This is a genomic window from Streptomyces sp. NRRL F-6676 (assembly GCF_000725625.1).
GTDB lineage: Bacteria > Actinomycetota > Actinomycetes > Streptomycetales > Streptomycetaceae > Streptomyces.
Genome location: NZ_JOHS01000010.1, coordinates 357,323 through 382,954 on the forward strand (window position 1 = coordinate 357,323; position 25,632 = coordinate 382,954).

Consider the following 25,632-nt stretch of genomic DNA (forward strand, 5'->3'; position numbering starts at 1 on the left):
CGGGGCCTGCCCGGTGCGTTTACCGTGGAAGAGCGGCGGAGCAGCCGTGCACCCTTGCGTGGAGGAGGAGCGCCGTGGAAACGGTCATCGCGGTCGTCGCACTGCTCTTCGTGCTCTTCGTCGCCCTCGGCGCGTACGCCACCGTCAAGGCGGTCGGCGCCGCGAAGCGCGGCGTGGACCGGACGCTCACCCAGGCCCGGCGCACCGTCGAGGACACCACGCTGCGCGCCAGGACGTTCGCGCTGCCGGGTCCGGCGGGCGAGCTGGCACAGCTCAGGCTGAAGCTGCGCACGTCTCTGCGCGCCACCCAGGAGGCGCTGGAGGCGGGGGCCGTCGAGGACGCGTCGCTCAAGGAGTCCCTCGGCCTCTTCGAGCGGCTCAGCGGTCACGGCCGGCAACTCGACGACGAACTCCGGCGCCTGGAGGGCGATCCCGACCGCAGTGGCCTCGCCCGGCGCCTGCCAGAGCTGCGCGAGCGCACCGAGCGGATCACGAAGTCCGCCGACTCCCTGCGCTGGGCGGCCCACGAGCGCGCCCGCCGCTTCACGGAGGACGACCTGTCGACGCTGAGCGGCCAGATAGACATCGAGGCGGGGGCGCTCAGGCACTGGACGAAGGAACCGGGGCCGGGGCCGGGGCCGTGGTCGGGCACGACGCCGGGGGCGGCGCCGGAGCCGGGCTCGGCGGCGTCCGCCGAGGATCCGGCGTCGAAGGCGTCGGGGCCGTCTGCGTCGAAGGCGTCCGCGCCCGTGTCGAAGGCCTCCGCGTCGGAGGCGGAGCGGCCGGTCCGTCCCGCCGTCGCGCCGCCGTCCGGGCCGCGGATGGCCTACCCCTGGGAGAAGAAGCCCCGTCCCGAGACGACGACATGACCGGCGCCCCCGGCCGCCGCCCGGCCGCTGACGTGATCCCGTCGGTGTCACCGCGGGCGGAAGGGGTCGGGCTGCCTCCGGTTCGCCACGGCAGGTAACCTCCAGCTCATGTCCCGCCATGTCGCGATCGTCACCGATTCAACGGCCTACCTGCCGCCGTGGACGATGGAGCGCCACGGCATCACCTCGGTGCCGCTGACCGTGGTGCTGGGCGACCGGGCGCTCGAAGAGGGGACCGAGATCTCGGCCCGCTCCCTGGCCGAGGCACTCCAGAAGCGACGGTCCGTCACCACCTCGCGGCCCAGCCCCCAGGTGTTCGCGGAGACCTATCGCGAGGTCGCCGGGACGGGAGCCACCGGCATCGTCTCCCTCCACCTCTCCTCCGAGTTCTCCGGCACGTACGACGCCGCCGTGCTGGCGGCGCGGGAGGCGCCCGTGCCGGTGCGCGTCGTGGACACCGGCATGGTCGCCATGGCGCTCGGCTTCTGCGCCCTCGCCGCGGCCGAGACTGCGGAGGCGGGCGGCACGGTCGACGAGGCGGTCACGGCCGCGGAGAAGCGGGCCGCCGGGACCTCCGCGTTCTTCTACGTCGACACCCTCGACTATCTGCGGCGCGGCGGCCGGATCGGCGCCGCCCAGGCGCTGTTCGGCTCCGCCCTCGCCGTCAAACCGCTGCTCCAGCTGGACGACGGCCGTATCGACCTGCTCGAGAAGGTCCGCACGGCCTCCCGGGCGATCGCCCGCCTTGAGGAGATCGTGGCCGAGCGGGCCGCCGGCGCGCAGGTCGACATCGCGGTGCACCATCTCGCCGCGCCCGAGCGGGCGGCGGCGCTCGCCGAGCGGCTGCGGACGCGGGTCCCTGGTCTTGCGGAGCTGCATGTGAGCGAGGTCGGCGCGGTGATCGGGGCGCATACGGGACCGGGGTTGCTGGGTGCGGTCGTGTCGCACCGTTGACGTCGGGCGGTGGTGGTGTGCGACGGTCGGCGTCGGGTTGATGCCGGTCACCCTCGCGGGTGACGGAGATATCCACAACCGGCGAGTAATCCACGGGATTTGACCAAGATCATCGCGACTGGCGCGGTCTGTCCGATCCTGCCCGCATGGCACTTCGATCACCTTCACGTACGGCGACTCTCACCAGTGGTCCGGGGCGTGCCCCGGGCTCCGACGGCCGCGCCCGGCATCGTGCCGCGCGGCGCGCTACCGGGCGGCAGGGTTCCGCATGGCGTGGTTCCGGCGCGCGTGACTCCGTATGGCGTGGTTCCGGCCGGCGTCCGCGCGAACGACAGCGGGATGTCCCGGTGGCCGAGGCACTGCGGGTGCGCGCGGAGGCCCTCTTCACGGAGGGAGCCGTGGCGGACCGTCGTCCACCCGTGCCGGCGCCGCCGACCGAGGACCGGCTGCCGCCGCCGGGGACGCACCCGTTCTTCACGCAGGCGGAGGCGGGACCGGAACCGGAGCGGGACGAGGCGGGGAACGGACCGCCCGGGGCGGCGGAGCCGCCGGTGGGCCGTGAGCGGGGAAGGAGCACGGGCACGGCCGCGGCCGAGGTGCCCGATACGGATGACGTACCCGGAACGGACGCAGCACCCCGGCCGACATGGCGGGAGCGGGTGGGGCTCGCGGTGCGCGAGCGGACGCCGCTGTGGCTGCGGACCCGGTGCGGACTGGAACGCGGGAGCCTGGCGGCGCTCGCCGTCCTGCTCGTGGTGGCCGCGGTCCTCGCAGGCGGACACTTCTGGTCCGGCCGCACCGAGGAGGTCACGGCACCGCGGCCGGTACGGGCGGCGGTCCCGTACGGCGGGCACGGCGGCGACGGCACGGGAGCGAGCGCGGGGCCCTCGCCACGTGCCCGCGATGCCACGGCTCCGGGAGCGTTCGCGACGACGGCGGCGGGGAGCAGCCCCGGTGCGACGGTCGTCGTGGACGTCAGCGGCAAGGTGCGGCACCCGGGCGTCCAGCGGCTGCCCGCGGGTTCCCGGGTCGCGGACGCTCTGCGCGCGGCCGGTGGAGTGCGTTCCGGCACGGACCTCGGCACCCTGAACCGCGCCCGGGTCCTGGTGGACGGCGAACAGGTCGTGGTCGGCGGGCCGGCACCCGCCCCGGCGCCCGGTGCCGCGCCCGCGCCGGGCTCCCAAGGCGCCGGAGCGGCACCGGGCGGCGCGGGACCGGCGAGCCCCGTGTCCCTGAACGCGGCCACCGCCGACCAGTTGGACACGCTGCCGGGCGTGGGCCCGGTCCTCGCCCAGCACATCATCGACTACCGCACGCAGCACGGCGGTTTCACATCGGTCGACCAACTGCGCGAGGTGACCGGCATCGGGGACCGGCGGTTCGCGGACCTGCGGGAACTGGTGCGGCCATGAGCACACCACGGACGGCGGCGCGGGGACCGGTGCCGGTGCGCGGCTCTCGCCCCCGGCCCCCGGGCGGCAGCAGCCCGGCGGACCGGACGCGGCCCGGCCGGACGGGAGCCGCACGCGGCCTCCGCGCCGGGCGGACCGGCACCGGGCGGACCGGCACCGGGCGGACCGGCACCGGGCGGGCCGGGGAGGCCCGGGCGGGAGGCCGGCTCGGAGGGGTCCCGGCGGGTGGTCGGCGGGGGGAGGCTCCGACGGGTGGTCGGCGCGGGGAGGCTTCGGGAGGCGGGCGGCTGGGAGAGGCGTCTCCCCGGCAGCGGGGCCCGGCGGACCTGCGGCTGGTGCCGCCGGCGCTGGGCGCGTGGGCGGCGGCGGCCTGGGCGCTGACCGCGCCGCCGGGGTGGGTCACCGGCGTGGCCGTCGGCTGCGTGCTGGTCGCCGCCGGGTTGCTGCTGTCGCGGCGGGCCGCCTGGCCCGTGGTGCCCGTCGCCGCGGTACTGCTGTGCGTCGCCGCGGCCGCCGCCTCCGCCGGGCTGCACGGCGCGGACCTGCGGCGCGGCCCGGTTCCCGGCCTCGCCCGGCACTACGCCACGGTGACCGTGGAGGTCGAACTGACCTCCGACCCACGGCTCGTCCGCCCGAAGGTCGTCGGCGACCACGCGGCACCGACCGCGGTGCTGCTGCACGCGGACGTACGGCGGCTGACGAGACCGGACGGCACGACGGCGGCGGTCCGTACCCCGGTACTGCTCCTGGTCGACGCCCGCGGCCACCGGATCACGGCCGAGGGGACCGGGTCGGCCGGGCGAGGAAGCGGTACGGCGGAGGCGGGAGCCGGCGCGACCGGGGCCGGGACGGCCGGAACCGGCACAGCGGCGAGGGAGGCGGCGGCCGGCGCGGCTCGGGCCGGGACGCCCGAGCCAGGACCCGGCGCGGGCGGTGACCGGCGGTCGCCCTGGCTGGAGTTGCTGCCGTCGACCCGGCTGAGGGTGGTCGCACGGCTCGCGCCGGCGCTGTCCGGCGGGGACCGGGTGGCGGCCGTGCTGCGGGTACGGGGGAAGGGGCCGCCCGAAACGGTGGGGGCGCCCTCGGCACCGCAGCGCTGGGCGGGACGGCTGCGGGCCGGGCTCCGGGAGGCGACCGCCGCCCTCGACCCGGACGCGCGGGCGTTGTTGCCGGGACTGGTCGTCGGGGACACCGCACGGGTCACCCCGGAACTGGACGACGCGTTCAAGGCGACCGACCTCACGCATCTGCTGGCGGTCAGCGGAGGCAACTTCACGCTGCTGCTCGCCCTGTTCCTCGGCCCGCCGGGGCTCGCCCAGCGCGCGGAGCGGCGCGGGCTCGCCCCCCGGCTCGGCATCCCGCTGCGCGGGACCGCGCTGCTCGGCGGGGTGCTCACGCTGGGCTTCGTCGTGGTGTGCCGGCCGGACGCGAGTGTGCTGCGGGCGGCGGCCTGCGGCGCGGTCGCCCTGCTCGCCCTCGCCACCGGGCGCCGCAGATCGCTGCTCCCGGCACTGGCCGCGGTGGTGCTGCTGCTGGTGCTGTACGACCCGTGGCTGGCCCGCGGCTACGGCTTCCTGCTCTCCGTGCTCGCGACCGGCGCGCTGCTGACCGTGGCCCCCCGGTGGAGTGCCGCGCTGCGGCGACGAGGGGTTCCGCCGCGCCCGGCCGAGGCGCTGGCGGCGGCGGCAGCCGCGCAGGCACTGTGCGCCCCGGTGGTCGCGGTGCTGTCCGCCCGGGTGAGCCTGGTGGCGGTGCCGTGCAATCTGCTCGCGGAGTTCGCGGTCGCCCCGGCCACCGTACTGGGCTTCGCGGCCCTGGCGACGGCGCCGGTGGCGATGCCCCTCGCCAAGGGGCTCGCGTGGTGCGCGGGGTGGCCCGTCGGCTGGATCGCGGACATCGCCCGCACCGGGGCGTCACTGCCGGGCGCGGGGGTGGACTGGCCGGGCAGCTGGACCGGGGCGCTGCTGCTGGCGGTGGTCACGGCGGGTGTCGTGGCCGTCGGGCGGCGGATCCTGCGGCGGCCCTGGCTCGCGGCCGCGACCGCGCTGTTCCTCGCCCTGGTGGTGGTCCGGCCGTCACCGCTGACCAGGGTGATCACGGGGTGGCCGCCGCCGGGGTGGCGGTACGCGATGTGCGACGTGGGCCAGGGCGACGCGACGGTCCTGGCGGCAGGTGAGGGCACCGGCATCGTCGTGGACGCCGGCCCCGACCCGGTGCTGGTGGACCGGTGCCTGAGCGCGCTCGGCATCACCCGCGTTCCGCTGCTGGTGCTCACCCACTTCCACGCCGACCACGTGGCCGGTCTCCCCGGTGTGCTGCGGGGCCGTGCGGTGGGGGCGATCGAGACGACCGGGTTCGCCGAGCCCGCCGAGCAGGCGCTGTGGGTACGGGCCGTGGCGGCCGCCCGGCACATTCCGCTGACCCGCGCGGTGGCGGGGGAACAGCGGCGGGCCGGGGCGCTCACCTGGCAGGTGCTCTGGCCACCTCCGGATCCCGCGCCGGAGCCGGACGGACCCAACGACGCCAGCGTCACCCTGCTGGTGAAGTCGGCCGGACTGCGTCTGCTGCTCCTCGGCGATCTCGAACCCCCGGCCCAGCAGGCCCTGTTGACCTCCCCCGCCGCCCAGGAGCTGAACGGAGTGGACGTCCTGAAGGTGGCGCACCACGGCAGCGCCCACCAGAACGCGGACCTGATACGCAGGGTGGCCCCACGCCTCGCCCTCATCTCCTGCGGCCGGGACAACCCCTACGGCCACCCGGCCCCGAGCACGGTCGCGGCGCTGCGGGCGGAGGGCGCGACGGTACTGCGCACGGACGAGGACGGCGCGGTCGCGGTCACCGGTGAGGGCGACCGGCTGGCGGTGGCGCGTGACTGAGGTCACGGGGCCGGGCCGGGCGCTCCCGCGCCGCTGCCGCAGCACCGGAAACGGGCGCCGGCCGTGTCACGGCGCCCCCGCGAGCGGGATGAAAAGGGGTGATGTGGGTTTCCTGTGCGCAGAACCCGGCGTATCTGCCGGATTCCCGCGATGTGGCGCCGAGTTGCCTCGAAAGCCGCAACAGTGATCGAATGTATCTTCGGTAACAGATGTAGTCACGTCGTGCAGAGGTGTGTTGTCGATGAGGGTCCGCTGGCTGGGCAACCGATCGAACCGGGGACAGCGGAGCGGCCCGCTCGCCTCCGTGCGGACGCCGCCGGATGCCGGGGTGGTCAGTTGCCGTGTGCTCGATCCCGTCGACCAGCCGGTGCCGCAGGCGGAGTTCACGGTCACCGACGCCATGGGGCGCGTGGTGGTGAGCGGGGGCACGGACCCCTACGGGCAGATCCTGGCGACGGTGCCGGCCGGGGAGTACCGGCTGGCCGTGTCCGCCGAGGGGTACGCGCCCTTCCGGGGGAACGCCGTCGTCGCGGCGGACACGCTGGCCTCGCTGGGCGACGTCATCCTCCAGGTGTCCCGGCCGCCGGAGCTGCCGGCGACGGGTGACTGGGCGGTCGAACCGGCGCACTCCTCCATCGGGTTCACCGCGCGTCACATCGGACTGGCCCGGATCCACGGGCGGTTCAACTCCTTCGCCGGTGCCGTCCGCATCGCCGACCCGGCGGAGCAGTCCGCGCTGCACGTGGTGATCGACGCCGGGTCCATCGACACCAACGTCAAGATGCGCGACGACCATCTGCGGTCCGCGGACTTCCTGGACGTGGAGCGGTTCCCGACGCTGGAGTTCTACAGCGACCGGTTCGTCCACCGGGGCGGGGCGCGGTGGGCGGTGCCGGGGGCGCTGTCGCTGCACGGCGTGACGCGGACGGTGACGCTCGACGTCGAGTACCTCGGGCTCGGCAACGGCATGGAGGGCGAAGTGCGGGCGGCCTGCCGGGCCACCACCGAGCTGCACCGAGACGACTTCACGGTGAGCTGGCAGACGATGCTGGCGCGGGGCATCGCGGTGGTCGGGCCCAGCATCCAGGTCGAGCTGGACATACAGATCGTGCAGCAGGGCTGAGCGGGGCCCCGGCCGGGGAGGGCCGTGCCCCGGCGCGGCGGCGGTCGCGGACAATGGCGGCGTGAGCGATGTGAGACACGTGCTGGTGCTGCCCGACCGCGACGCCGCGGAGGAGGCTGCCGAGGCGCTGGGGGAGCGGTTCCGGCTGGACGAGGAGCCGCAGCTCGTCCGGGACGCGCTGGCCGGCGAGGACGACGCCGAGGACGCGCAGTGGCTGCTGGTGCTGCGCGACGAGGCGGACCGGCTCGACCCGGCGGAGCTGGACGCGTTCGCGGGCGAGTGGGAGGGCTGGCGGGAGGAGCCGTAGCCCACCTCGCGGAGGGCGTTGTCAGTGGCGCGTGCGATGCTGTGAGCGATGGCCAGGAAGACCGCAACAGACGACCCTCTCGCCCCCGTCACCCTTGCCGTGGGCCAGGAGGACCTCCTGCTCGACCGTGCCGTACGGGAGGTGGTGGCCGCCGCCAGGGCCGCCGACGCCGACACGGACGTACGTGACCTCACCCCGGACCGGCTTCCGCCCGGCACGCTCGCCGAGCTGACCAGTCCGTCGCTCTTCGCCGAGCGCAAGGTCGTCGTCGTACGCGACGCACAGGATCTTTCCGCCGACACGGTCAAGGAGTTCAAGGCGTACTTCGGCTCGCCCGTCGAGGAGATCACCCTCGTGCTGCTGCACGCGGGCGGCGCCAAGGGCAAGGGACTGCTGGACGCGGCCCGCAAGTCCGGGCTGGCACGCGAGGTGGCGTGCCCGAAGATGACGAAGCCGGCGGACCGGCTGGCGTTCGTGCGCGGGGAGTTCCGGACGCAGGGGCGGTCGGCCACGCCCGAGGCGTGCCAGTCGCTGGTCGACGCGATCGGCAGCGATCTGCGGGAACTGGCATCCGCGGTGTCGCAGCTCGTCGCGGACGTGGAGGGGACGATCGACGAGGCCGTCGTCGGCCGGTACTACACCGGGCGGGCCGAGGCGTCGAGCTTCACGGTCGCGGACCGGGCGGTCGAGGGGCGGGCGGCGGAGGCGCTGGAGGCGCTGCGGTGGTCGCTGGCGACGGGGGTGGCGCCGGTGCTGATCACCAGCGCGCTGGCGCAGGGGGTGCGGGGGATCGGGAAGCTGCTCGGGGCGCGGGGCGGGCGGCCGGCGGATCTGGCGCGGGAGCTGGGGATGCCGCCGTGGAAGATCGACCGGGTGCGGCAGCAGATGCGGGGATGGACGCCGGACGGGGTGGCGATGGCGATGCGGGCGGTGGCCGAGGCGGACGCGGGAGTGAAGGGGGGCGGGGAGGATGTGGGCTACGCCCTGGAGAAGGCGGTGGTCGCGATCGCCCGCGCGGCCCGCTCCCGCGGCCGGGGGTGAACGGGGGCCGGGAGGTCCCGTGGCCCCCGGGCGACCCCGGCCGACTCAGGGGCGCGGGGAACCGCGCCACGAGCCACAGCGAACCCGCACCCGCCGACGTACCCCGTTCACCCGAACTCTCCAGCGGCCCCCGGCCCCCGGGCACGCCGAAAGGCCCCGTCCGTCCCCCTGGGGAAGGGAAACCGACGAGGCCCCGGTGAAGCAAAGGGCTCGCACCCGCGTGGCGAACGCAGGCCGCGTGCGAACCCGGGGTGCCGGACGGGAGCGGATGAGAGAGGGCCCGCTCGTGATCCTCCGGCGCGTGGACCCTTACGGGTCCGTCAGATCAGGGGCCGAAGGGCGTCAGCCCTTCAGCGCCGCCACCTTGGTGGCCAGGGCCGACTTCTTGTTGGCGGCCTGGTTCTTGTGGATGACGCCCTTCGAGACGGCCTTGTCGAGCTCCCGCGCGGCAACGCGCTGGTACTCGGTGGCCTTCTCGACGTCACCCGCGGCAGCGGCCTCGCGAGCCTTGCGGACCGCGGTCTTGAGCGAGGACTTCACGGCCTTGTTGCGCAGCCGCGCCTTCTCGTTCGTCTTGTTCCGCTTGATCTGGGACTTGATGTTCGCCACGAAGGAGCCTTTTCAGGTTCTGGCACACGAGAAGACAACCGCGGACGGGAACCGCCTCGCGCGCCGGTGATTTCTTGATGACGCGCCTCCCGTGACCTCCCGGAGGAGGACAGAAGACACAGCTGCCCAGGCTACCAGTCGCCCGCAGGGCCGCCCAAACCGCCCGCCGCCCCCGGCCCGTGGGACCATGGAGGCTGCGTAACGATCCGACCCGAGACCGCAGACGCTGCGGACGCCTCAAGAATCAGGACCCTGCGTGCCCGCGATCCCCAGCCACGTGCCCGAGCCGAGCCGTACCGACCCGGCGCTGATCCGCAATTTCTGCATCATCGCGCACATCGACCACGGCAAGTCCACGCTCGCCGACCGGATGCTCCAGCTGACAGGTGTCGTCGAGCAGCGGCAGATGCGCGCCCAGTACCTCGACCGCATGGACATCGAGCGCGAGCGCGGCATCACGATCAAGTCCCAGGCGGTGCGCCTGCCGTGGGCCCCCACCCACGACAAGAGCGCCACCCACATCCTCAACATGATCGACACCCCCGGGCACGTCGACTTCACCTATGAGGTGTCGCGGTCGCTCGCCGCCTGCGAGGGCACGGTCCTCCTCGTCGACGCCGCCCAGGGCATCGAGGCGCAGACCCTTGCCAACCTCTACCTGGCGATGGAGAACGACCTCACGATCATCCCGGTGCTCAACAAGATCGACCTGCCGGCCGCGCAGCCGGAGAAGTTCGCCGAGGAGCTGGCCAACCTCATCGGCTGCGACCCCGGTGACGTGCTCAAGGTCTCCGCCAAGACCGGGCTCGGCGTCGAGGCGCTGCTGGACAAGGTGGTCGAGCAGATCCCGGCCCCGGTCGGCGTCGCCGACGCGCCCGCCCGCGCGATGATCTTCGACTCGGTCTACGACTCCTACCGGGGCGTCGTCACGTACGTCCGTGTCATCGACGGACAGCTCAACAAGCGTGAGCGGATCCGGATGATGTCCACCGGCGCCACGCACGAGCTGCTGGAGATCGGCACCAACTCCCCGGAGATGCTCCCGGCCGACGGCCTGGGCGTCGGCGAGGTGGGCTATCTCATCACCGGGGTGAAGGACGTCCGGCAGTCCAAGGTCGGTGACACGATCACCAGCCAGTCCAAGGGCGCCGAGGAGGCACTGGGCGGCTACAAGGACCCCAAGCCCATGGTCTTCTCCGGGCTCTACCCGCTGGACGGCTCGGACTACCCCGACCTGCGGGAGGCACTGGACAAGCTCCAGCTCAACGACGCCGCCCTGGTCTACGAGCCGGAGACCTCCGCCGCGCTCGGCTTCGGCTTCCGCGTCGGCTTCCTGGGGCTGCTGCACCTGGACGTGATCCGCGAGCGGCTCGAACGCGAGTTCGGGCTCGACCTGATCGCCACCGCGCCCAACGTGGTCTACCGCGTGATCATGGAGGACGGCACCGAGCACACCGTCACCAACCCGAGCGAGTTCCCCGAGGGGAAGATCGACGAGGTCTACGAGCCGGTCGTACGGGCCACCATCCTCGCGCCGACCGAGTTCATCGGCGCGATCATGGAGCTGTGTCAGACCCGCCGCGGCACCCTGCTCGGCATGGACTACCTCTCCGAGGACCGCGTCGAGATCCGCTACACGCTCCCGCTCGCCGAGATCGTGTTCGACTTCTTCGACCAGCTGAAGTCCAAGACCCGCGGCTACGCCTCCCTCGACTACGAGCCCACCGGCGAGCAGTCCTCCAGCCTGGTCAAGGTCGACATCCTGCTGCACGGCGACAAGGTCGACGCCTTCTCGGCGATCACCCACAAGGACCAGGCGTACGCGTACGGCGTACGGCTCGTCGCCAAGCTGCGCGAGCTGATCCCGCGGCAGAACTTCGAGGTGCCGGTCCAGGCCGCGATCGGCTCCCGGGTGATCGCCCGCGAGACCATCCGCGCCATCCGCAAGGACGTCCTCGCCAAGTGCTACGGCGGTGACATCTCCCGCAAGCGGAAGCTGCTGGAGAAGCAGAAGGAAGGCAAGAAGCGGATGAAGATGGTGGGTTCCGTGGAGGTTCCCCAGGAGGCCTTCATCGCCGTCCTGTCCAGCGACGACGGCGGCGGGGCCGGCAAGAGCAAGAAGTAGCCGCCGATCCGGCCGCAGCCGGATGGATGAACCGGACATAAAGGGGCCTGTCGCACGGAAGTGCGGCGGGCCCCCTGTCGTGCGGACGGCCGCCCTCCGGACGAAGTGGGTGCACAGGGCCTCTTACCAACCGGCCGGTCGGCCCTTACGCTGTGCTCGGTAGTTACTCGCGAGTTAAACAAGAGTCGCCGTTGTCCATGGGCGGAACACCACCCGCGGGCCGAACAACAGCGGACAACGGCGTTGCCCGTGAGTGGAACAACACCGAGAGTGAAACCAGCCGCACCTTGAGTCAGCCGCACCGTCGCGGGCCCGGAGGATGTCGTGAGCGACACACAGACCATGATCGAGAACCGTCCGCCGTCCGTGGCGGCCCTCTTCCTGGAGCGCGTGGCGGCCACACCGGACGCCGAGGCCTACCGCTATCCCGTGCCGTCCCCGTCCGGCGAGGGGCCCGACGACTGGCGGACGCTCACCTGGGCACAGGCCGCCGAACGGGTGTACGCCATCGCGGCGGGCCTCATCCAGCTCGGCGTACGGCCCGAGGAGCGGGTCGCGCTCGCCTCCTCCACCCGCGTCGAGTGGATCCTCGCCGACCTCGGCATCCTGTGCGCCGGCGCGGCGACGACCACCGTCTACCCGCAGACCAACGCCGAGGAGTCGGCGTTCATCCTCTCCGACTCCGGCAGCCGGGTGCTGATCGCGGAGAACGCCGAGCAGCTCGCCAAGGCCCGCGACAAGCGCGCCGAGCTGCCCGAGCTGGCCCATGTGGTCGTCGTCGACCCGGCCGGGGTCGAGCGGACCGCCGAGGAGGGCGACTGGGTCCTCACCCTCGACGAGCTGGAGAGCCGGGGCGCCGCCCACCTGGAGAAGCACCCCGAGCTGATCAAGGAACGCGTCGGCGCGATCACCAGGGACCAGCTCGCCACCCTCATCTACACCTCCGGCACCACCGGCCGCCCCAAGGGCGTGCGCCTGCCGCACGACAACTGGGCCTACATGGCCAAGGCCACCGTCGCGACGGGACTGATCAGCGGCGACGACGTGCAGTACCTGTGGCTGCCGCTCGCCCACGTGTTCGGCAAGGTGCTCACCTCCGGGCAGATCGAGGCGGGGCACGTCACCGCAGTCGACGGCCGCGTCGACAAGATCATCGAGAATCTGCCGATCGTGCAGCCGACGTACATGGCCGCCGTGCCCCGCATCTTCGAGAAGGTCTACAACGGCGTCGCCGCCAAGGCCCGGGAGGGCGGCGCGGCCAAGTACAAGATCTTCCAGTGGGCGGCCGGGGTCGCCCGCGAGTACGCCAAGGCGAGCCAGGACAGCTTCCGGCGCACCGGAACGGTCTCGGCCCCGTTCGCGCTCACCAGCAAGCACAAGGTCGCCGACCGCCTCGTCTACGCCAAGATCCGCGAGGCCTTCGGCGGCCGGCTGCGCGCCTGCGTCTCCGGCTCCGCCGCACTCGCCCCCGAGATCGGCTACTTCTTCGCCGGCGCCGGCATCCACATCCTGGAGGGGTACGGGCTCACCGAGTCCTCGGCGGCTTCGTTCGTCAACCCCGGCGAGGCGTACCGCACCGGCACGGTCGGCAAGCCGCTGCCCGGCACCGAGGTGCGGATCGCCGACGACGGCGAGGTCCTGCTGCGCGGCCCCGGGATCATGGAGGGCTACCACGGGCTGCCGGAGAAGACCGCCGAGGTGCTGGAGGCGGACGGCTGGTTCCACACCGGCGACATCGGCGAACTCTCGCCCGACGGCTATCTGCGCATCACCGACCGCAAGAAGGACCTGATCAAGACCTCCGGCGGCAAGTACGTGGCGCCGGCCGAGGTCGAGGGCCAGTTCAAGGCGGTCTGCCCCTACGTCTCCAACATCCTGGTGCACGGCGCCGACCGGAACTTCTGCACCGCGCTCATCGCCCTCGACGAGGAGGCGATCCTCGGCTGGGCGAAGGAGAACGGCCTGGCGGGCAAGTCGTACGCCGAGGTCGTCGCGGCACCGGCGACGGTCGCCCTCGTCGAGCTGTACGTCTCCGAGCTCAACCAGGGGCTGCAACGCTGGCAGACCATCAAGAAGTTCCGCCTGCTCCCGCGCGACCTCGACATCGAGCACGGCGAGATGACGCCGAGCCTGAAGCTGAAGCGCCCGGTGGTGGAACGGGAGTTCGGCCATCTGATCGACGAGATGTACGCGGGCACGCGCGAGGCATAGCCAGGGCTGCGCGAGGCATAGCCAGGGCCGTCCGCGGGCGCCGCCGGGTCGCGCGAAGTGACCCGGCGGCGCCCGCGCGGCTCATGTGCTCCGAAGCTGCCGCAGGGTCTCCTCCATCCGCCGCACATGGTGACGCAGCTCGAAGATGTCCTGGACAGGGTGCGAGGACAGATGCGTGTCGAGTTCGTCCAGGTGGGCCGAGAGCTGTTCGAACTGGCGTTGTTCGCGGGCCAGCATCCGCTCCAGCTGGCGGTTCTTGCGGTGCAGGTCCAGGAAGACGCTCACCTTGGCCCGCAGCACCCAGGGGTCGAACGGCTTGGTGAGGTAGTCGGCCGCCCCGGTGGCGTAGCCGCGGAACGCGTAGCCCGCGTCCGAGTCCGTGCCGGTCAGGAAGATGATCGGCACGTCCTTGGTCTGGTCGAGCCGTTTGATGTGCGTGGCCGTCTCGAAGCCGTCCATGCCCGGCATCCGGATGTCCAGCAGAACGACCGCGAACCGCTGCCTGAGCAGCGCCTTCAGCGCCTCCTCGCCCGACCGCGCGCGGACCAGCGGCTCGTTGAGGGAACCGAGCACGGCCTCCAGGGCGATCAGGTTGTCCTCCATGTCGTCGACCAGGAGGATGCCGGCACGGTCCTCGGCCGTGCTGCCGGCCGTCTGCTCAGGGTTCATCGCCGGCGCCTCACTCGCTCCGTGTTCCTCATCCGTCACTCGCTTCCCGGCCGGCCTCGGGCTCGGCGTGCGGCTCGCCGGCTCCGTCACCGGCCCCGCCCCCGTCCCCGTCACAGGCCCCGTCCCCGTCCCCGTCACAGGCCTCGTCCCCGTCACAGGCCTCGTCCCCGTCACAGTCCTCGGCCCCCTCCGGGTCCAGCAGCGCGCACACCACCGTCAGCAGCCTGTCGACGTCCACCGGCTTGGGTACGTAGTCGTCGGCGCCGCGGGCGATGGACTGCTCGCGGTCGCCGGGCATCGCCTTGGCGGTGAGCGCGACGATCGGCAGCCGGGCCCAGCGCGGGGTGCGGCGGAGGGCGGCCATCGTCTCGTAACCGTCCATCTCCGGCATCATGATGTCCATCAGGACCAGTTCGACGTCCGGGTGGCGCTCCAGCGTCTCGATGCCCTCGCGGCCGTTCTCCGCGTAGAGGACCGGCATGCCGACCCGGCCCAGGACGTGGGTGAGCGCGAAGACATTGCGGATGTCGTCGTCCACGATGAGGACCGGCCGGCCCGCCAGCACCCGGCCCGCGCGGCCCGACGCCCACTCCTCCAGCCGGCCGGAACCGGGCCGGACGCCGTCCGGCTCAGGGACGGACGGGACACCTCCTGACCGGGGGAGGGCGGAAAGCCCCCCTGACCGGCGCCGGGAGCGAACCCGGTGGCGGGCGGCGGCGCGGGGGAGAGCCCCGGGGACAGCTCGGGCGAAGGCACCGGAGACGGCTCCGGCAGCGGACGGTCCTCCGCATGGCCGGGGCAGGTGACCGGCACGTACAGCGTGAAGGTCGAGCCCTTCCCCGGCCGGCTCCCCGCCGTGATGCGGCCGCCGAGCAGGCCCGCGATCTCCCGGCTGATGGACAGGCCGAGGCCCGTGCCGCCGTACTTGCGGTGCGTGGTGCCGTCCGCCTGCTGGAACGCGTCGAAGATCACCGGCAGTTTCTCCGGGGCGATGCCGATGCCGGTGTCGGAGACCGCGAAGGCGATCACACCCTCCCCGCCGCCGCCTCTGCCCGTGTTCCCGTCCCCGTCCGCGGGCCGCTGCTCGGGGTCGTGCACGCGGTTGACGCGCAGTTCGACCCGGCCCGACGCGGTGAACTTGATCGCGTTGGAGAGCAGATTGCGCAGGATCTGCTGGAGCCGCTGCTCGTCGGAGAACATCTCCCGCGGTACGTCCTCGCCGACCGCGATCTCGAAGGCGAGCCCACGCTCCAGGGTGAGCGGGCGGAAGACGGCGTGGACGTAGTCGAGCAGCTTCATCAGCGGCAGCCGCTTGGGGCGGACGTCCATCCGGCCGGCCTCGATCTTCGACAGGTCCAGGATGTCGTTGATCAGTTGCAGCAGATCGGAGCCGGAGCGGTGGATGGTTCCCGCGAAATGCACCTCCTGGTCGGTGAGATGGCCGTCGGGATTGTCGGCGAGCAGCCGGGCCAGGATGAGCAGGGAGTTCAGCGGGGTGCGCAGCTCGTGCGACATGTTGGCGAGGAACTCGGACTTGTACTGCGAACTGGTCGCCAGCAGCGCCGCCTTCTCCTCCAACGCCGCGTTCGAACGCTGGAGTTCCGCCTGCTGCCGCTGGAGCTCGTCGGACCGCTCCTGCAACTGCGTGGCCAGTCGCTGGGACTCGCCGAGCAGTGATTCGGTGCGGGAGTTGGCGATGATCGTGTTGATGGCGACGCCGATGGTGTTCACGAACTGGTCGAAGAACGCCAGGTGTACGTCCGAGAAGCGCGAGAACGAGGCCAGTTCGATCACGCCGAGCAGCTTGTTCTCGAACAGGATCGGAATGATGACGACACTGGCAGGCGCCGCCTCGCCGAGACCGCTGCCGATCTTGATGTAGCCGGGCGGTGCCTCCTCCACCAGGATCCGTTTCTTCTCCCGCGCCGCCTGCCGCACCAGCCCGTGCACCGGCAGCCCGCCCGTCTCCATGGTGGCCTCCTGCGCCGCCCCGTACCCGGCGATGAACGCGAGCCCCTTGGCCGGTACGGCGGTGCCGGGCAGCGCCCCGTCCTCCGCCGGGTCGGCCAGGAAGAAGGCCCCGTACTGGGCGTTCACCAGCGGGGTCAGCTCGCGCAGGATCAGATCGGCGACCTCCATCAGGTCCCGGTGGCCCTGCATCAGCGCGGCCAGCCGGGCCAGGTTGGACTCCAGCCAGTCCTTGGCGCGGGTGGTCTCCCGGAGGTTGGCCACCATCAGGTTGATGTTGTCCTTCAGCTCCGCGACCTCGCCGCGCGTCTCCACCGTGATCGAACGTGACATGTCGCCCTGCGCCACCGCCGAGGCGACCTCGGCGATCGCCCGTACCTGAGTGGTCAGATTCGACGCCAGTTCGTTCACGTTCGTCGTCAGCCGCTTCCAGGTGCCGTACACGCCCTCGACCCGCGCCTGTCCGCCGAGCTGCCCCTCGCTGCCCACCTCGCGGGCCACCCGGGTCACCTCGGAGGAGAAGGAGGAGAGCGTGTCCACCATCGTGTTGATGGTGGTCTTCAGTTCGAGTATCTCGCCGCGCGCGTCCACGTCGATCTTCTTCGACAGATCGCCCGACGCCACCGCCGTGGCGACCTGCGCGATGTTCCGCACCTGGGAGGTGAGGTTGTCCGCCATGTAGTTGACGTTGTCGGTGAGATCCCGCCACACCCCCGACACACCCTGCACCTGCGCCCGCCCGCCGAGCCGGCCGTCGGTGCCGACCTCGCGCGCCACCCGCGTCACCTCGTCCGCGAAGGCCCGCAACTGCTCCACCATCGTGTTGACGGTGTCCTTCAGCTCCAGAATCTCGCCGCGCGCGTCCACGGTGATCTTCTTCGACAGATCGCCATTGGCGACCGCCGTCGTCACCTGGGCGATGTTCCGCACCTGGGAGGTGAGGTTGAGCGCCATGAAGTTGACGTTGTCCGTCAGCTCCTTCCACACCCCCGACGCGCCCCGCACCTGCGCCTGACCGCCCAGATTGCCCTCGGTGCCGACCTCGCGGGCGACGCGGGTGACCTCGTCGGCGAAGGCGGAGAGCTGGTCGACCATCGTGTTGATGGTCGACTTCAGCTCCAGGATCTCCCCCTTCGCCTCCACCGTGATCTTCTTGCCGAGGTCGCCCTGGGCCACGGCCGTCGACACGAGCGCGATGTTCCGCACCTGGGAGGTGAGGTTGTCCGCCATGAAGTTGACGTTGTCGGTGAGGTCCTTCCACACCCCGGACACGCCCCGCACCCGCGCCCGGCCGCCGAGCTTGCCCTCGGTGCCGACCTCGCGGGCGACGCGGGTGACCTCGTCGGCGAAGGCGGAGAGCTGGTCGACCATCGTGTTGATGGTCGACTTCAGTTCCAGGATCTCGCCCTGCGTCTCGGCCGTGATCTTCTGGCTGAGATCGCCGTTGGCGACGGCCGTCGTCACCTGAGCGATGTTGCGGACCTGGCCGGTGAGATTGGCGGCCATGAAGTTGACGTTGTCGGTGAGGTCCTTCCACACCCCGGACACGCCCCGTACCTGCGCCCGGCCGCCCAGCCTGCCCTCGGTGCCGACCTCGCGGACCACCCGCGTCACCTCGTCGGCGGAGGCGGACAACTGCTCCACCATCGTGTTGACGGTGAGCTTCAGCTCCAGCAGCTCGCCCGTCGCCTCCACCGTCACCGTACGGGTGAGATCGCCGCGCGCCACCGCCGTGGTGACCAGCGCGATGTCCCGGACCTGTGCGGTCAGTCGCGACGCCATCGCGTTGACGGCCTCCGTCACGTCCCGCCAGCTGCCCGAGAGCCCGCGCACCTTGGCCCGGCCGCCGAGCCGGCCGTCGGTGCCGACCTCGCGGGCGACCCGGGTCACCTCGCCGGTGAACAGCGAGAGCTGGTCGACCATCGTGTTGACGGCACGGCCGAGCCGGCGCAGATCGCCGCGCAACTGGCGGTTGCCGTCGTGCAGATCGACCCGCTGGGTCAGATCGCCGCCGGCCACCGCGTCCAGTACGCGGGTGGCGTTGGCGGCGGGGGCCACCAGGGCGTCCAGTACCGCGTTCGCGTCGTCGACCCGGGCGGCCCAGCCGCCGAGGCCCGGGCTGGCCGAAAGGCGCTCGTCGAGGCGTCCGTAGCGCACCAGTTCCCGGCGCACGCGCTGGAGTTCGCGCCCGTAGTGCGCCTCGCGGTCCACGATCTGGCGGAAGACGGCGTTCAGCTCGGCGACGATGCAGTAGCTCTGGCCGGAGGCCCGGCCGCCGGTGTCCCGGCCGTGGCCCCGGTCCCTGTCGGACTCCGCCGGCTGGACGAAGTTCCCGTCCCGGACGGCGGTCATCGCCGCGAGGAGCGGGCGCAGGGCGGACGGGTCGATCGACGTCGGCACGGAGGTCGAGTGCGACGCCGGTACCGGGACCGGGTTCGACGCCGGTACAGAGACCGGGTTCGGCGTCGGCACGGAGGCCGCGTGCGGAGTTGGTGCGGAGGCCGAGTCCGATTCCTGATCGGATGCTCGAATTTGATCGTTTTCCTGCCCGCTTTGGAGCGCATCCTTAGCACTGTTCTTACCCACGGCGGCCCACTTCGGTAACTCGGCGCTTATGGCCGGGGCCAGTCTGTCACTCTGTCCGCATCGGTACAGGCGAATTCGACCGACTGCTCCGGGAGCTGTCCATGGGGGCCATTCCCACACAACGGGACACCTGGGCCCGTCCGTCCGCCGCGTCGGCCACACCCGAGGGAACGACCCCCACGGGTGACGGTGCGTCCCTCGTGGGCGCGTACGGGAGCGCGGGGTGGCGCACGGTGGCGCGTACGTCGCTGCCCGGCGGGGCGCTCGCGCCGGGCGCCGCCCGCCGCTTCGTCCGCGAGACGCTCGCCGCGTGGACGGGCCGCGCGGTGCCCGGCGCCGGGGCCCTGACGGAACGGCTGTGCGACGACGCCGAGGTGGTGGTGAGCGAACTGGTCACCAACGCCGTGGTGCACGCGGGCACGGACGTGGGCGTGGAGTGCCGCCTGGAGTACGCGGAGTGGGATACCGGCCTCCTTGCGGACGCCGGCCCCGGCGCTGTCACCGGGACCGGGACCGTGTCCGACGTCGGCCCGCTGCGGGAGCCGGACACCGGTTCGTTGCCGGACGCGGGGTGCCCGGAGAGCAGTGGCCCGTGCATCCGGGCCGGTGCCGACGGTGCCGAGGGTGCCGCCGGGTACGCCGCGCTCGTCGTGGAGGTGTCCGACCGCCATCCCTCCCGGCCCGTACGGGACGAGGGCGCCGGCCGCGGCTTCGGCACGCCGGAGTACGGCCGCGGACTGCGGCTCGTCGCCGCGCTGACCCAGGAGTGGGGCGTCACCTACCGCCGGGGCACCAAGTGCGTATGGGCGCGGCTGTCCGGGGAGGAGCCCGTGGCGTACGAGGCCGCCGTAACGGACGTGACGAACGTGACGAACGTGACGGAAGCTACGGACGTCACGAATGCGGCGGCCGCCGCGGCCGCCGTGGTCACCCCGGAAGCGACGGACCCGCACGGCGCGGACCCCCGGCCCGCCGAAATCCCGGCGGGGACCGCGGCCCCCTCGGCCCCGCCCGACTCGCCGGCTCCCCCCGCATCCCCCGGCCCCCGTCCCTCCCGGCCCCCCGACGGTCCCGAGCAGGACTGGCTGGACCGGGGCGCCCTCTCCTTCCTCGCCGAGGCGTCCGACCTGCTGGCCGGGCAGCTCGACGAGGACCTGCTCGCCGCGCTCGCCTGTCAGCTCCTCGTGCCCCGGCTCGCCGAATGGTGCGCGGTCTGGCTGGAGGACGAGACCACCGACCGGCGCCCCGCCGGTGCCGGCAGCACGTCCGGCCCCCGGCTCGCCCGCGTCTGGCACGGCAGCGAGGACCGCATCGAGGAACTGCGCCGCGTCCTGGAGAAGGACCCGCTCAGGCTGCCCGACGCCGTACACAGCAGCCCGGTGCCGATTCCCTGGCCCGCCGAGGCGCTGGACCCGCATCCGGACCCGCGGGAGGCCACCGGGCCGGACACCGGCACGGGTCCTGCCACCGGGCCGGACACCGGTACGGGTCCTGCCACCGGCACGGGGGCGGACGCGGGCACGGGGGCGGACGCCGGCACGGGGGCGGACGCCGACCCCAAAGGTGCCGCGCTCGCCTACCGGCTGATCGCCGGTGGCCGCCCGCTCGGCACCGTCGTCATCGGCCGGTCCGGCGTGCCGCGCTTCCCCGACGAGGTCACCGGGCTGGTCGAGGACGTCTGCCGCCGGGTCGCCCAGGCTGTCGGCGCGGCCCGCCAGTACGCCCGGCAGGCCAACATCAGCCGCGTCCTCCAGCGCGGTCTGCTGCCCGGCGCGGTCGCCGAGATACCGGGGATGCGCAGCGCCCTCGTCTACGAGCCGCGCGACAAGGGCGGCCCCAGCGGCGACTTCTACGACCTGTTCCCCGCCGGGCTCGGCCGCTGGTCGTTCGCGATCGGCGACGTCCAGGGCAAGGGCCCCGAGGCGGCGGTGGTGATCGGGCTGGCCCGGCCGTGGCTGCGGCTGCTGGCCCGCGAGGGGTACGCCGTCCCGGAGGTCCTGGACCGGCTCAACCAGCTCCTCCTCGACGACGCCACCGAGACCTCGGACGCCGCCGCGCGGGCCCTGGTCGCCGCCGGGGTCCCGGATCTCGGCGCCGACGACGGGCCGCAGAACCGGTTCCTGTCCCTGCTCTACGGCGAGCTGGCCCCCGTCGAGGGTGGGGTGCGCTGCACGCTCGCCTCCGCCGGGCATCCGCTGCCCCTGGTGCTGGCGCCCGACGGGAGCGTACGGACGGCGGCGCGGCCGCAGACGCTGCTCGGCGTGGTGGAGGACGCGACGTACGACTGCGAGACGTTCGAGCTCCGCTCCGGGGACACGTTGCTGTGTGTCACGGACGGGGTGACCGAGCGGCGGCACGGGTCGCGGCAGTTCGACGACGGGGAGGGGCTGGCGGAGGCGTTGGCGGGGTGCCGGGGGTTGTCGGCGGAGCTCGTTGCGGATCGCCTCCGCCGGCTCGTTCATGAGTTCGGCGATCGGCCTCCGGAGGACGACCTGGCGTTGTTGGTGCTTCAGGCGGAGTGAGGTTCCCGAGAAGAGGCGCGGTTGCCCGCGCCCCCGGTTGCCCGCGCCGTAGCGGACAATGGAACGCATGCCTTCCGCTCTTCCCGATGGTGAGCCCGTGCCCGGCGACGGGGCCTTGCCCGAGTCCGCCCTGGTCGGTGCCGTCGATCGGCCCCTTGGGTTCTACCTGCACGTTCCCTACTGCGCGACCCGCTGCGGGTACTGCGACTTCAACACCTACACCGCCACCGAGCTGCGCGGCAGCGGCGGTGTGCTCGCCTCCCGCGACAACTACGCCGACACGCTGATCGACGAGATCCGGCTCGCCCGCAAGGTCCTCGGCGACGATCCCCGCGAGGTCCGTACGGTCTTCGTCGGCGGCGGCACGCCGACGCTGCTGGACGCGGCCGACCTCGTACGGATGCTGGGGGCGGTGCGCGAGGAGTTCGGGCTCGCGGCGGACGCCGAGGTGACGACGGAGGCGAACCCCGAGTCCGTCGACCCGGCGTACCTGGCCGCCCTGCGGGAGGGCGGCTTCAACCGGATCTCCTTCGGGATGCAGAGCGCGCGGCAGCATGTGCTCAAGGTGCTCGACCGCACGCATACCCCGGGGCGGCCCGAGCGCTGCGTCGCCGAGGCCCGGGCGGCCGGATTCGCGCACGTCAACCTCGATCTGATCTACGGCACGCCGGGGGAGTCCGACGACGACTGGCGGGCCTCGCTCGACGCCGCGCTCGGCGCCGGGCCCGACCACGTCTCGGCGTACGCGCTCATCGTCGAGGAGGGCACGCGGCTCGCCGCGCGGATCCGGCGTGGGGAGGTGCCGATGACCGACGACGACGTGCACGCCGACCGGTATCTGATCGCCGAGGAGGTGCTCTCCGCGGCGGGATACGACTGGTACGAGGTCTCCAACTGGGCGACGTCGGAGGCGGCGCGGTGTCTGCACAACGAGCTGTACTGGCGGGGGGCGGACTGGTGGGGGGCGGGGCCGGGGGCGCACTCGCACGTGGGGGGCGTGCGGTGGTGGAACGTCAAGCATCCGGGGGCGTATGCGGGGGCGTTGGGGGAGGGGCGGTCGCCGGGGGCGGGGCGGGAGGTGCTGTCGGAGGAGGACCGGCGGGTGGAGCGGATCCTGTTGGAGCTGCGGCTTCGGGAGGGTGTGCCGTTGGGTCTGCTGCGGGAGGAAGGCCTTGCCGCGTCCCGCCGCGCCCTGACCGACGGGCTCCTTGAGCCCGGTCCGTACGCCGAGGGCCGTGCCGCGCTCACCCTCCGCGGCCGCCTCCTCGCGGACGCGGTCGTGCGGGATCTGGTGGACTGAAGATTCCCCCTGCGGGGTGCGCCCACTTTTTTCTCGCCCCCGCCGCCCCTACCCGTCCCAACCCCGGGGGGCTTCGCCCCCGGACCCCCAAAAGATTGCGCAGTTCCCCGCGCCCCTGATAGGGGCGCGGGGAACTGCGCGAGAAGCCCCACCCACCCGCACGTTCGGGGTCCAAGGGGCGGAGCCCCTTGAAGGGATGGGACGGGTAGGGGCGGCGGGGGCGAGAAAGAATCCGCTCAGCCCTCCGCCGGTGCCGTCACGAAGTCGATCAGTTCCTCCACCCGGCCCAGGAGCTCCGGCTCCAGGTCCTTGTACGTCCGCACCGCGGACAGGATCCGCTGCCACGCAGCCCCCGTGTTCTCCGGCCACCCGAGCCCCCGGCACACCCCCGTCTTCCAGTCCACCCCCCGCGGCACCCGCGGCCACCCCGCGATGCCGACGGCCCCCGGCTTCACCGCCTCCCACACGTCGATGAACGGATGCCCCACCACCAGCGCGTACTCGCTCGTCACCGCCTCCGCGATCCGGGACTCCTTGGAGCCCGGCACGAGGTGGTCCACCAGAACCCCCAGCCGCGCGTCCGGCCCCGGCGCGAACTCGGCGACCACCGCCGGAAGATCGTCGACACCGGACAGGTACTCGACGACGACCCCCTCCACCCGCAGATCGTCGCCCCACACCTTCTCCACCAGCTCCGCGTCGTGCCGGCCCTCGACGTAGATCCGCCCGGCCCGCGCCACCCGCGCCCGCGCCTCCGGCACCGCGACGGACCCCGACGCCGTCCGCGTGGGCCGCACCGGTCCCCGCCCGGCCGCGGCGGCCGGCCGCACCAGCGTCACCGGCCGCCCCTCCAGCAGGAAGCCGCCCGATTCCATCGGGAACACGCGGTGCTTGCCGAAGCGGTCCTCCAGGGTCACCGTGCCGGCCTCGCAGCGGATCACCGCCCCGCAGAAGCCGGTTCCCGGCTCCTCCACCACGAGCCCGGGCTCCGCCGGAACCTCCGGCACGGCCCGGGGCTTCTTCCACGGCGGGGTCAGATCCGGAGAGTACTGGCGCATTCGACCGACGATAGGGAAAGCTCCCCGCCGGTCACGGCGACACGCCGAAGCGCCGTGCCAGCGCGTCCCGTTGTGCCCGGACGAACCGCGCGTCCACGAGCGCCCCGTGACCGGGCACGTACACCGCGTCCTCGCCGCCGAGGTCCAGCAGCCGGTCGAGCGCGGCCGGCCAGTGCGCGGGTACGGCGTCGGGTCCCGCCTGCGGCTCGCCGGACTCCTCGACCAGGTCGCCGCAGAAGACCACCTCCGGGGAGGACGGCGTGGCGGGGACCAGGACCGCGAGGTCGTGCGCGGTGTGGCCGGGGCCCACGTTGGCCAGCAGCACGGTGAGCCCGCCGCCCAGGTCGAGGGTCCATTCGCCGGTGACGTGGTGGCGTGGCGGGGTCAGCGATTGCGCCGCCTCGGCCGCCGCCTCCTCCGCCAGCCCGTTGCGTACGGCGTCCGCGCGCAGTTCCTCCCGGCCGCGCGGCGTGTACGCCGAGTCGACGCCGACCGCGCCGAACACCTCCGCGTCCGGGAACGCCGCCGCGCCGAAGACGTGATCGAAGTGCGGGTGGGTCAGCGCGAGATGCGTCACACGGCGCGCGCGTCCCGTGCCCGCGCCCCCGCCCAGCAGCCCCTCGGCCTCGGCGCGCAGCCGTCCGCCCTCCGCCAGGCTCGACCCCGCGTCCACCAGCAGCGCCGCGCCCTCGCCGACGACGAGCCCGGCCGTGCAGTCCCACCGAGGCAGCCGGCACCGTCCGGCCCGGGCCGTCACCCGCTCCCAGCCCGCCGCCGTTTCGTAGTCCTCCCACAGCACGCTCATACCGGGACGCTAACGGCGACAACGCCCCGCGGCACGACGTCGCAGGCCCCGCCCCCGGCCCCGCCCTTGCCCGGGCCGTACCCCCCGGCCGTACACTGGACCGGGGATGCTGGCACTCGCGCACATGGAGTGCCAGACGCAGTCGCCAAGGAGACGGCCTTCTGGAGGTGTGCGCGGATGCTCAGTGAACGCAGGCTCGAAGTGCTGCGCGCCATCGTCCAGGACTATGTGGGCACCGAGGAGCCGGTCGGTTCCAAGGCGCTCACCGAGCGGCACAGCCTGGGCGTCTCCCCGGCCACCGTGCGCAACGACATGGCGGCCCTCGAGGACGAGGGCTACATCGCGCAGCCGCACACCAGCGCCGGGCGCATCCCCACGGACAAGGGCTACCGCCTCTTCGTCGACAAACTGGCCGGCGTCAAACCGATGACGGCGCCCGAGCGGCGGGCGATCCAGAACTTCCTCGACGGCGCCGTCGACCTGGACGACGTCGTCGCCCGTACGGTGCGGCTGCTCGCGCAGCTGACCCGGCAGGTGGCGGTCGTGCAGTACCCGTCGCTCACCCGCTCGACCGTGCGGCACGTGGAGTTGCTGTCGCTCGCCCCCGCGCGGGTGATGCTGGTGCTGATCACGGATACCGGGCGGGTCGAACAGCGCATGGTCGACTGCCCGGCGCCGTTCGGCGAGGCCGCGCTCGCGGATCTGCGGGCCCGGCTGAACAGCAGGGTCGCGGGGCGCCGCTTCGCGGACGTGCCGCCGCTCGTCCAGGACCTCCCGGAGGCGTTCGAGGAACCGGAGGACCGCGCGACGGTCTCCACGGTCCTCTCCACGCTCCTGGAGACGCTCGTCGAGGAGACCGAGGAACGGCTGATGATCGGCGGCACCGCCAATCTCACCCGCTTCGGACATGACTTCCCTCTCACCATCCGGCCCGTCCTGGAGGCGCTGGAGGAGCAGGTCGTGCTCCTCAAGTTGCTGGGCGAGGCGAAGGATTCGGCCATGACCGTGCGTATCGGTCACGAGAACGCCCACGAGGGACTCAACTCCACGTCCGTCGTCTCCGTCGGCTACGGTTCGGGCGGCGAGGCAGTAGCCAAACTCGGCGTGGTCGGACCGACCCGCATGGATTACCCGGGAACGATGGGAGCGGTACGAGCGGTGGCACGGTACGTCGGACAGATCCTGGCGGAGTCTTAA

General features: G+C 72.9%; 18 protein-coding genes. 12 read left to right on the forward strand and 6 right to left on the reverse strand.

The window, feature by feature from the left end; translation table 11 throughout:
• Positions 1 to 74 precede the first annotated feature (74 nt).
• The 7 genes from IO29_RS10400 to holA all read left to right on the forward strand — a co-directional run bounded on the left by IO29_RS10400 (position 75) and on the right by holA (position 8,582).
• Positions 75 to 869: a hypothetical protein gene (locus IO29_RS10400; RefSeq protein WP_030381698.1), complete on the forward strand. Its 795-nt coding sequence runs from the start codon at positions 75 to 77 to the stop codon at positions 867 to 869.
• 108 nt (positions 870 to 977) lie between these two features.
• Positions 978 to 1,823 carry a DegV family protein gene (locus IO29_RS10405; RefSeq protein WP_030381697.1) on the forward strand — a complete coding sequence of 282 codons (846 nt, stop codon included), beginning with the start codon at positions 978 to 980 and terminating at the stop codon, positions 1,821 to 1,823.
• A 347-nt stretch (positions 1,824 to 2,170) separates the two neighbouring features.
• Positions 2,171 to 3,235, forward strand: a complete 1,065-nt coding sequence (locus IO29_RS40195; protein WP_420705392.1) for a helix-hairpin-helix domain-containing protein — start codon at positions 2,171 to 2,173, stop codon at positions 3,233 to 3,235.
• Between the two features lie 326 nt (positions 3,236 to 3,561).
• Positions 3,562 to 6,111, forward strand: a complete 2,550-nt coding sequence (locus IO29_RS10415) for a ComEC/Rec2 family competence protein (RefSeq protein ID WP_234307617.1) — start codon at positions 3,562 to 3,564, stop codon at positions 6,109 to 6,111.
• A 241-nt stretch (positions 6,112 to 6,352) separates the two neighbouring features.
• Entirely contained in the window at positions 6,353 to 7,234 is an 882-nt protein-coding gene (locus tag IO29_RS10420) for a YceI family protein (protein ID WP_030381694.1), read from the forward strand.
• Positions 7,235 to 7,295: 61 nt separating this feature from the next.
• Entirely contained in the window at positions 7,296 to 7,541 is a 246-nt protein-coding gene (locus tag IO29_RS10425) for a hypothetical protein (protein ID WP_030381693.1), read from the forward strand.
• A gap of 48 nt (positions 7,542 to 7,589) precedes the next feature.
• Positions 7,590 to 8,582: a DNA polymerase III subunit delta gene (gene holA / locus IO29_RS10430; RefSeq protein WP_030381692.1), complete on the forward strand. Its 993-nt coding sequence runs from the start codon at positions 7,590 to 7,592 to the stop codon at positions 8,580 to 8,582.
• 342 nt (positions 8,583 to 8,924) lie between these two features.
• Here the strand turns inward: holA and rpsT are convergent, their stop codons facing one another.
• Positions 8,925 to 9,191, reverse strand: coding sequence for a 30S ribosomal protein S20 (gene rpsT, locus IO29_RS10435; RefSeq protein WP_030381691.1), 267 nt, complete (start codon positions 9,189 to 9,191; stop codon positions 8,925 to 8,927).
• A gap of 256 nt (positions 9,192 to 9,447) precedes the next feature.
• On the opposite strand from rpsT, the gene lepA reads away from it, so the two are divergent.
• Both lepA and IO29_RS10445 read left to right on the forward strand, forming a co-directional pair.
• A complete protein-coding gene (gene lepA, locus IO29_RS10440; protein WP_030381690.1) occupies positions 9,448 to 11,316 on the forward strand; it encodes a translation elongation factor 4 in 1,869 nt (622 codons plus the stop codon).
• Positions 11,317 to 11,640: 324 nt separating this feature from the next.
• Positions 11,641 to 13,527 (forward strand): AMP-dependent synthetase/ligase, encoded by a 1,887-nt coding sequence (locus IO29_RS10445; protein ID WP_030381689.1) that lies wholly within the window; start codon positions 11,641 to 11,643, stop codon positions 13,525 to 13,527.
• 81 nt (positions 13,528 to 13,608) lie between these two features.
• Here IO29_RS10445 and IO29_RS10450 read toward each other — a convergent pair whose 3' ends face one another.
• From IO29_RS10450 to IO29_RS10460, 3 genes are read right to left on the reverse strand one after another with little or no spacing between them, the layout of a single operon-like run.
• Positions 13,609 to 14,196, reverse strand: a complete 588-nt coding sequence (locus IO29_RS10450; protein WP_030381688.1) for a response regulator — start codon at positions 14,194 to 14,196, stop codon at positions 13,609 to 13,611.
• A 28-nt stretch (positions 14,197 to 14,224) separates the two neighbouring features.
• On the reverse strand, positions 14,225 to 14,692 hold the full coding sequence (locus tag IO29_RS39355) for a response regulator (RefSeq protein ID WP_234307616.1): 468 nt from the start codon (positions 14,690 to 14,692) through the stop codon (positions 14,225 to 14,227).
• Positions 14,599 to 18,516: a HAMP domain-containing protein gene (locus IO29_RS10460; protein WP_234307615.1), complete on the reverse strand. Its 3,918-nt coding sequence runs from the start codon at positions 18,514 to 18,516 to the stop codon at positions 14,599 to 14,601. The genes IO29_RS39355 and IO29_RS10460 overlap by 94 nt, the downstream gene beginning before the upstream one ends.
• Positions 18,517 to 18,983: 467 nt before the next feature.
• Between IO29_RS10460 and IO29_RS39360 the strand changes: the two genes are divergently transcribed.
• On the forward strand, positions 18,984 to 21,272 hold the full coding sequence (locus IO29_RS39360; protein ID WP_234438076.1) for an ATP-binding SpoIIE family protein phosphatase: 2,289 nt from the start codon (positions 18,984 to 18,986) through the stop codon (positions 21,270 to 21,272).
• A gap of 67 nt (positions 21,273 to 21,339) precedes the next feature.
• Positions 21,340 to 22,572 (forward strand): radical SAM family heme chaperone HemW, encoded by a 1,233-nt coding sequence (hemW, locus tag IO29_RS10470; protein WP_033226283.1) that lies wholly within the window; start codon positions 21,340 to 21,342, stop codon positions 22,570 to 22,572.
• A 236-nt stretch (positions 22,573 to 22,808) separates the two neighbouring features.
• On the opposite strand, the gene IO29_RS10475 is transcribed toward hemW, so the two are convergent.
• Entirely contained in the window at positions 22,809 to 23,630 is an 822-nt protein-coding gene (locus IO29_RS10475) for a DUF3097 domain-containing protein (protein WP_030383355.1), read from the reverse strand.
• 31 nt (positions 23,631 to 23,661) lie between these two features.
• A complete protein-coding gene (locus tag IO29_RS10480; RefSeq protein ID WP_030383354.1) occupies positions 23,662 to 24,435 on the reverse strand; it encodes an MBL fold metallo-hydrolase in 774 nt (257 codons plus the stop codon).
• Positions 24,436 to 24,612: 177 nt separating this feature from the next.
• Between IO29_RS10480 and hrcA the strand changes: the two genes are divergently transcribed.
• Positions 24,613 to 25,632 carry a heat-inducible transcriptional repressor HrcA gene (gene hrcA, locus IO29_RS10485; RefSeq protein ID WP_030383353.1) on the forward strand — a complete coding sequence of 340 codons (1,020 nt, stop codon included), beginning with the start codon at positions 24,613 to 24,615 and terminating at the stop codon, positions 25,630 to 25,632.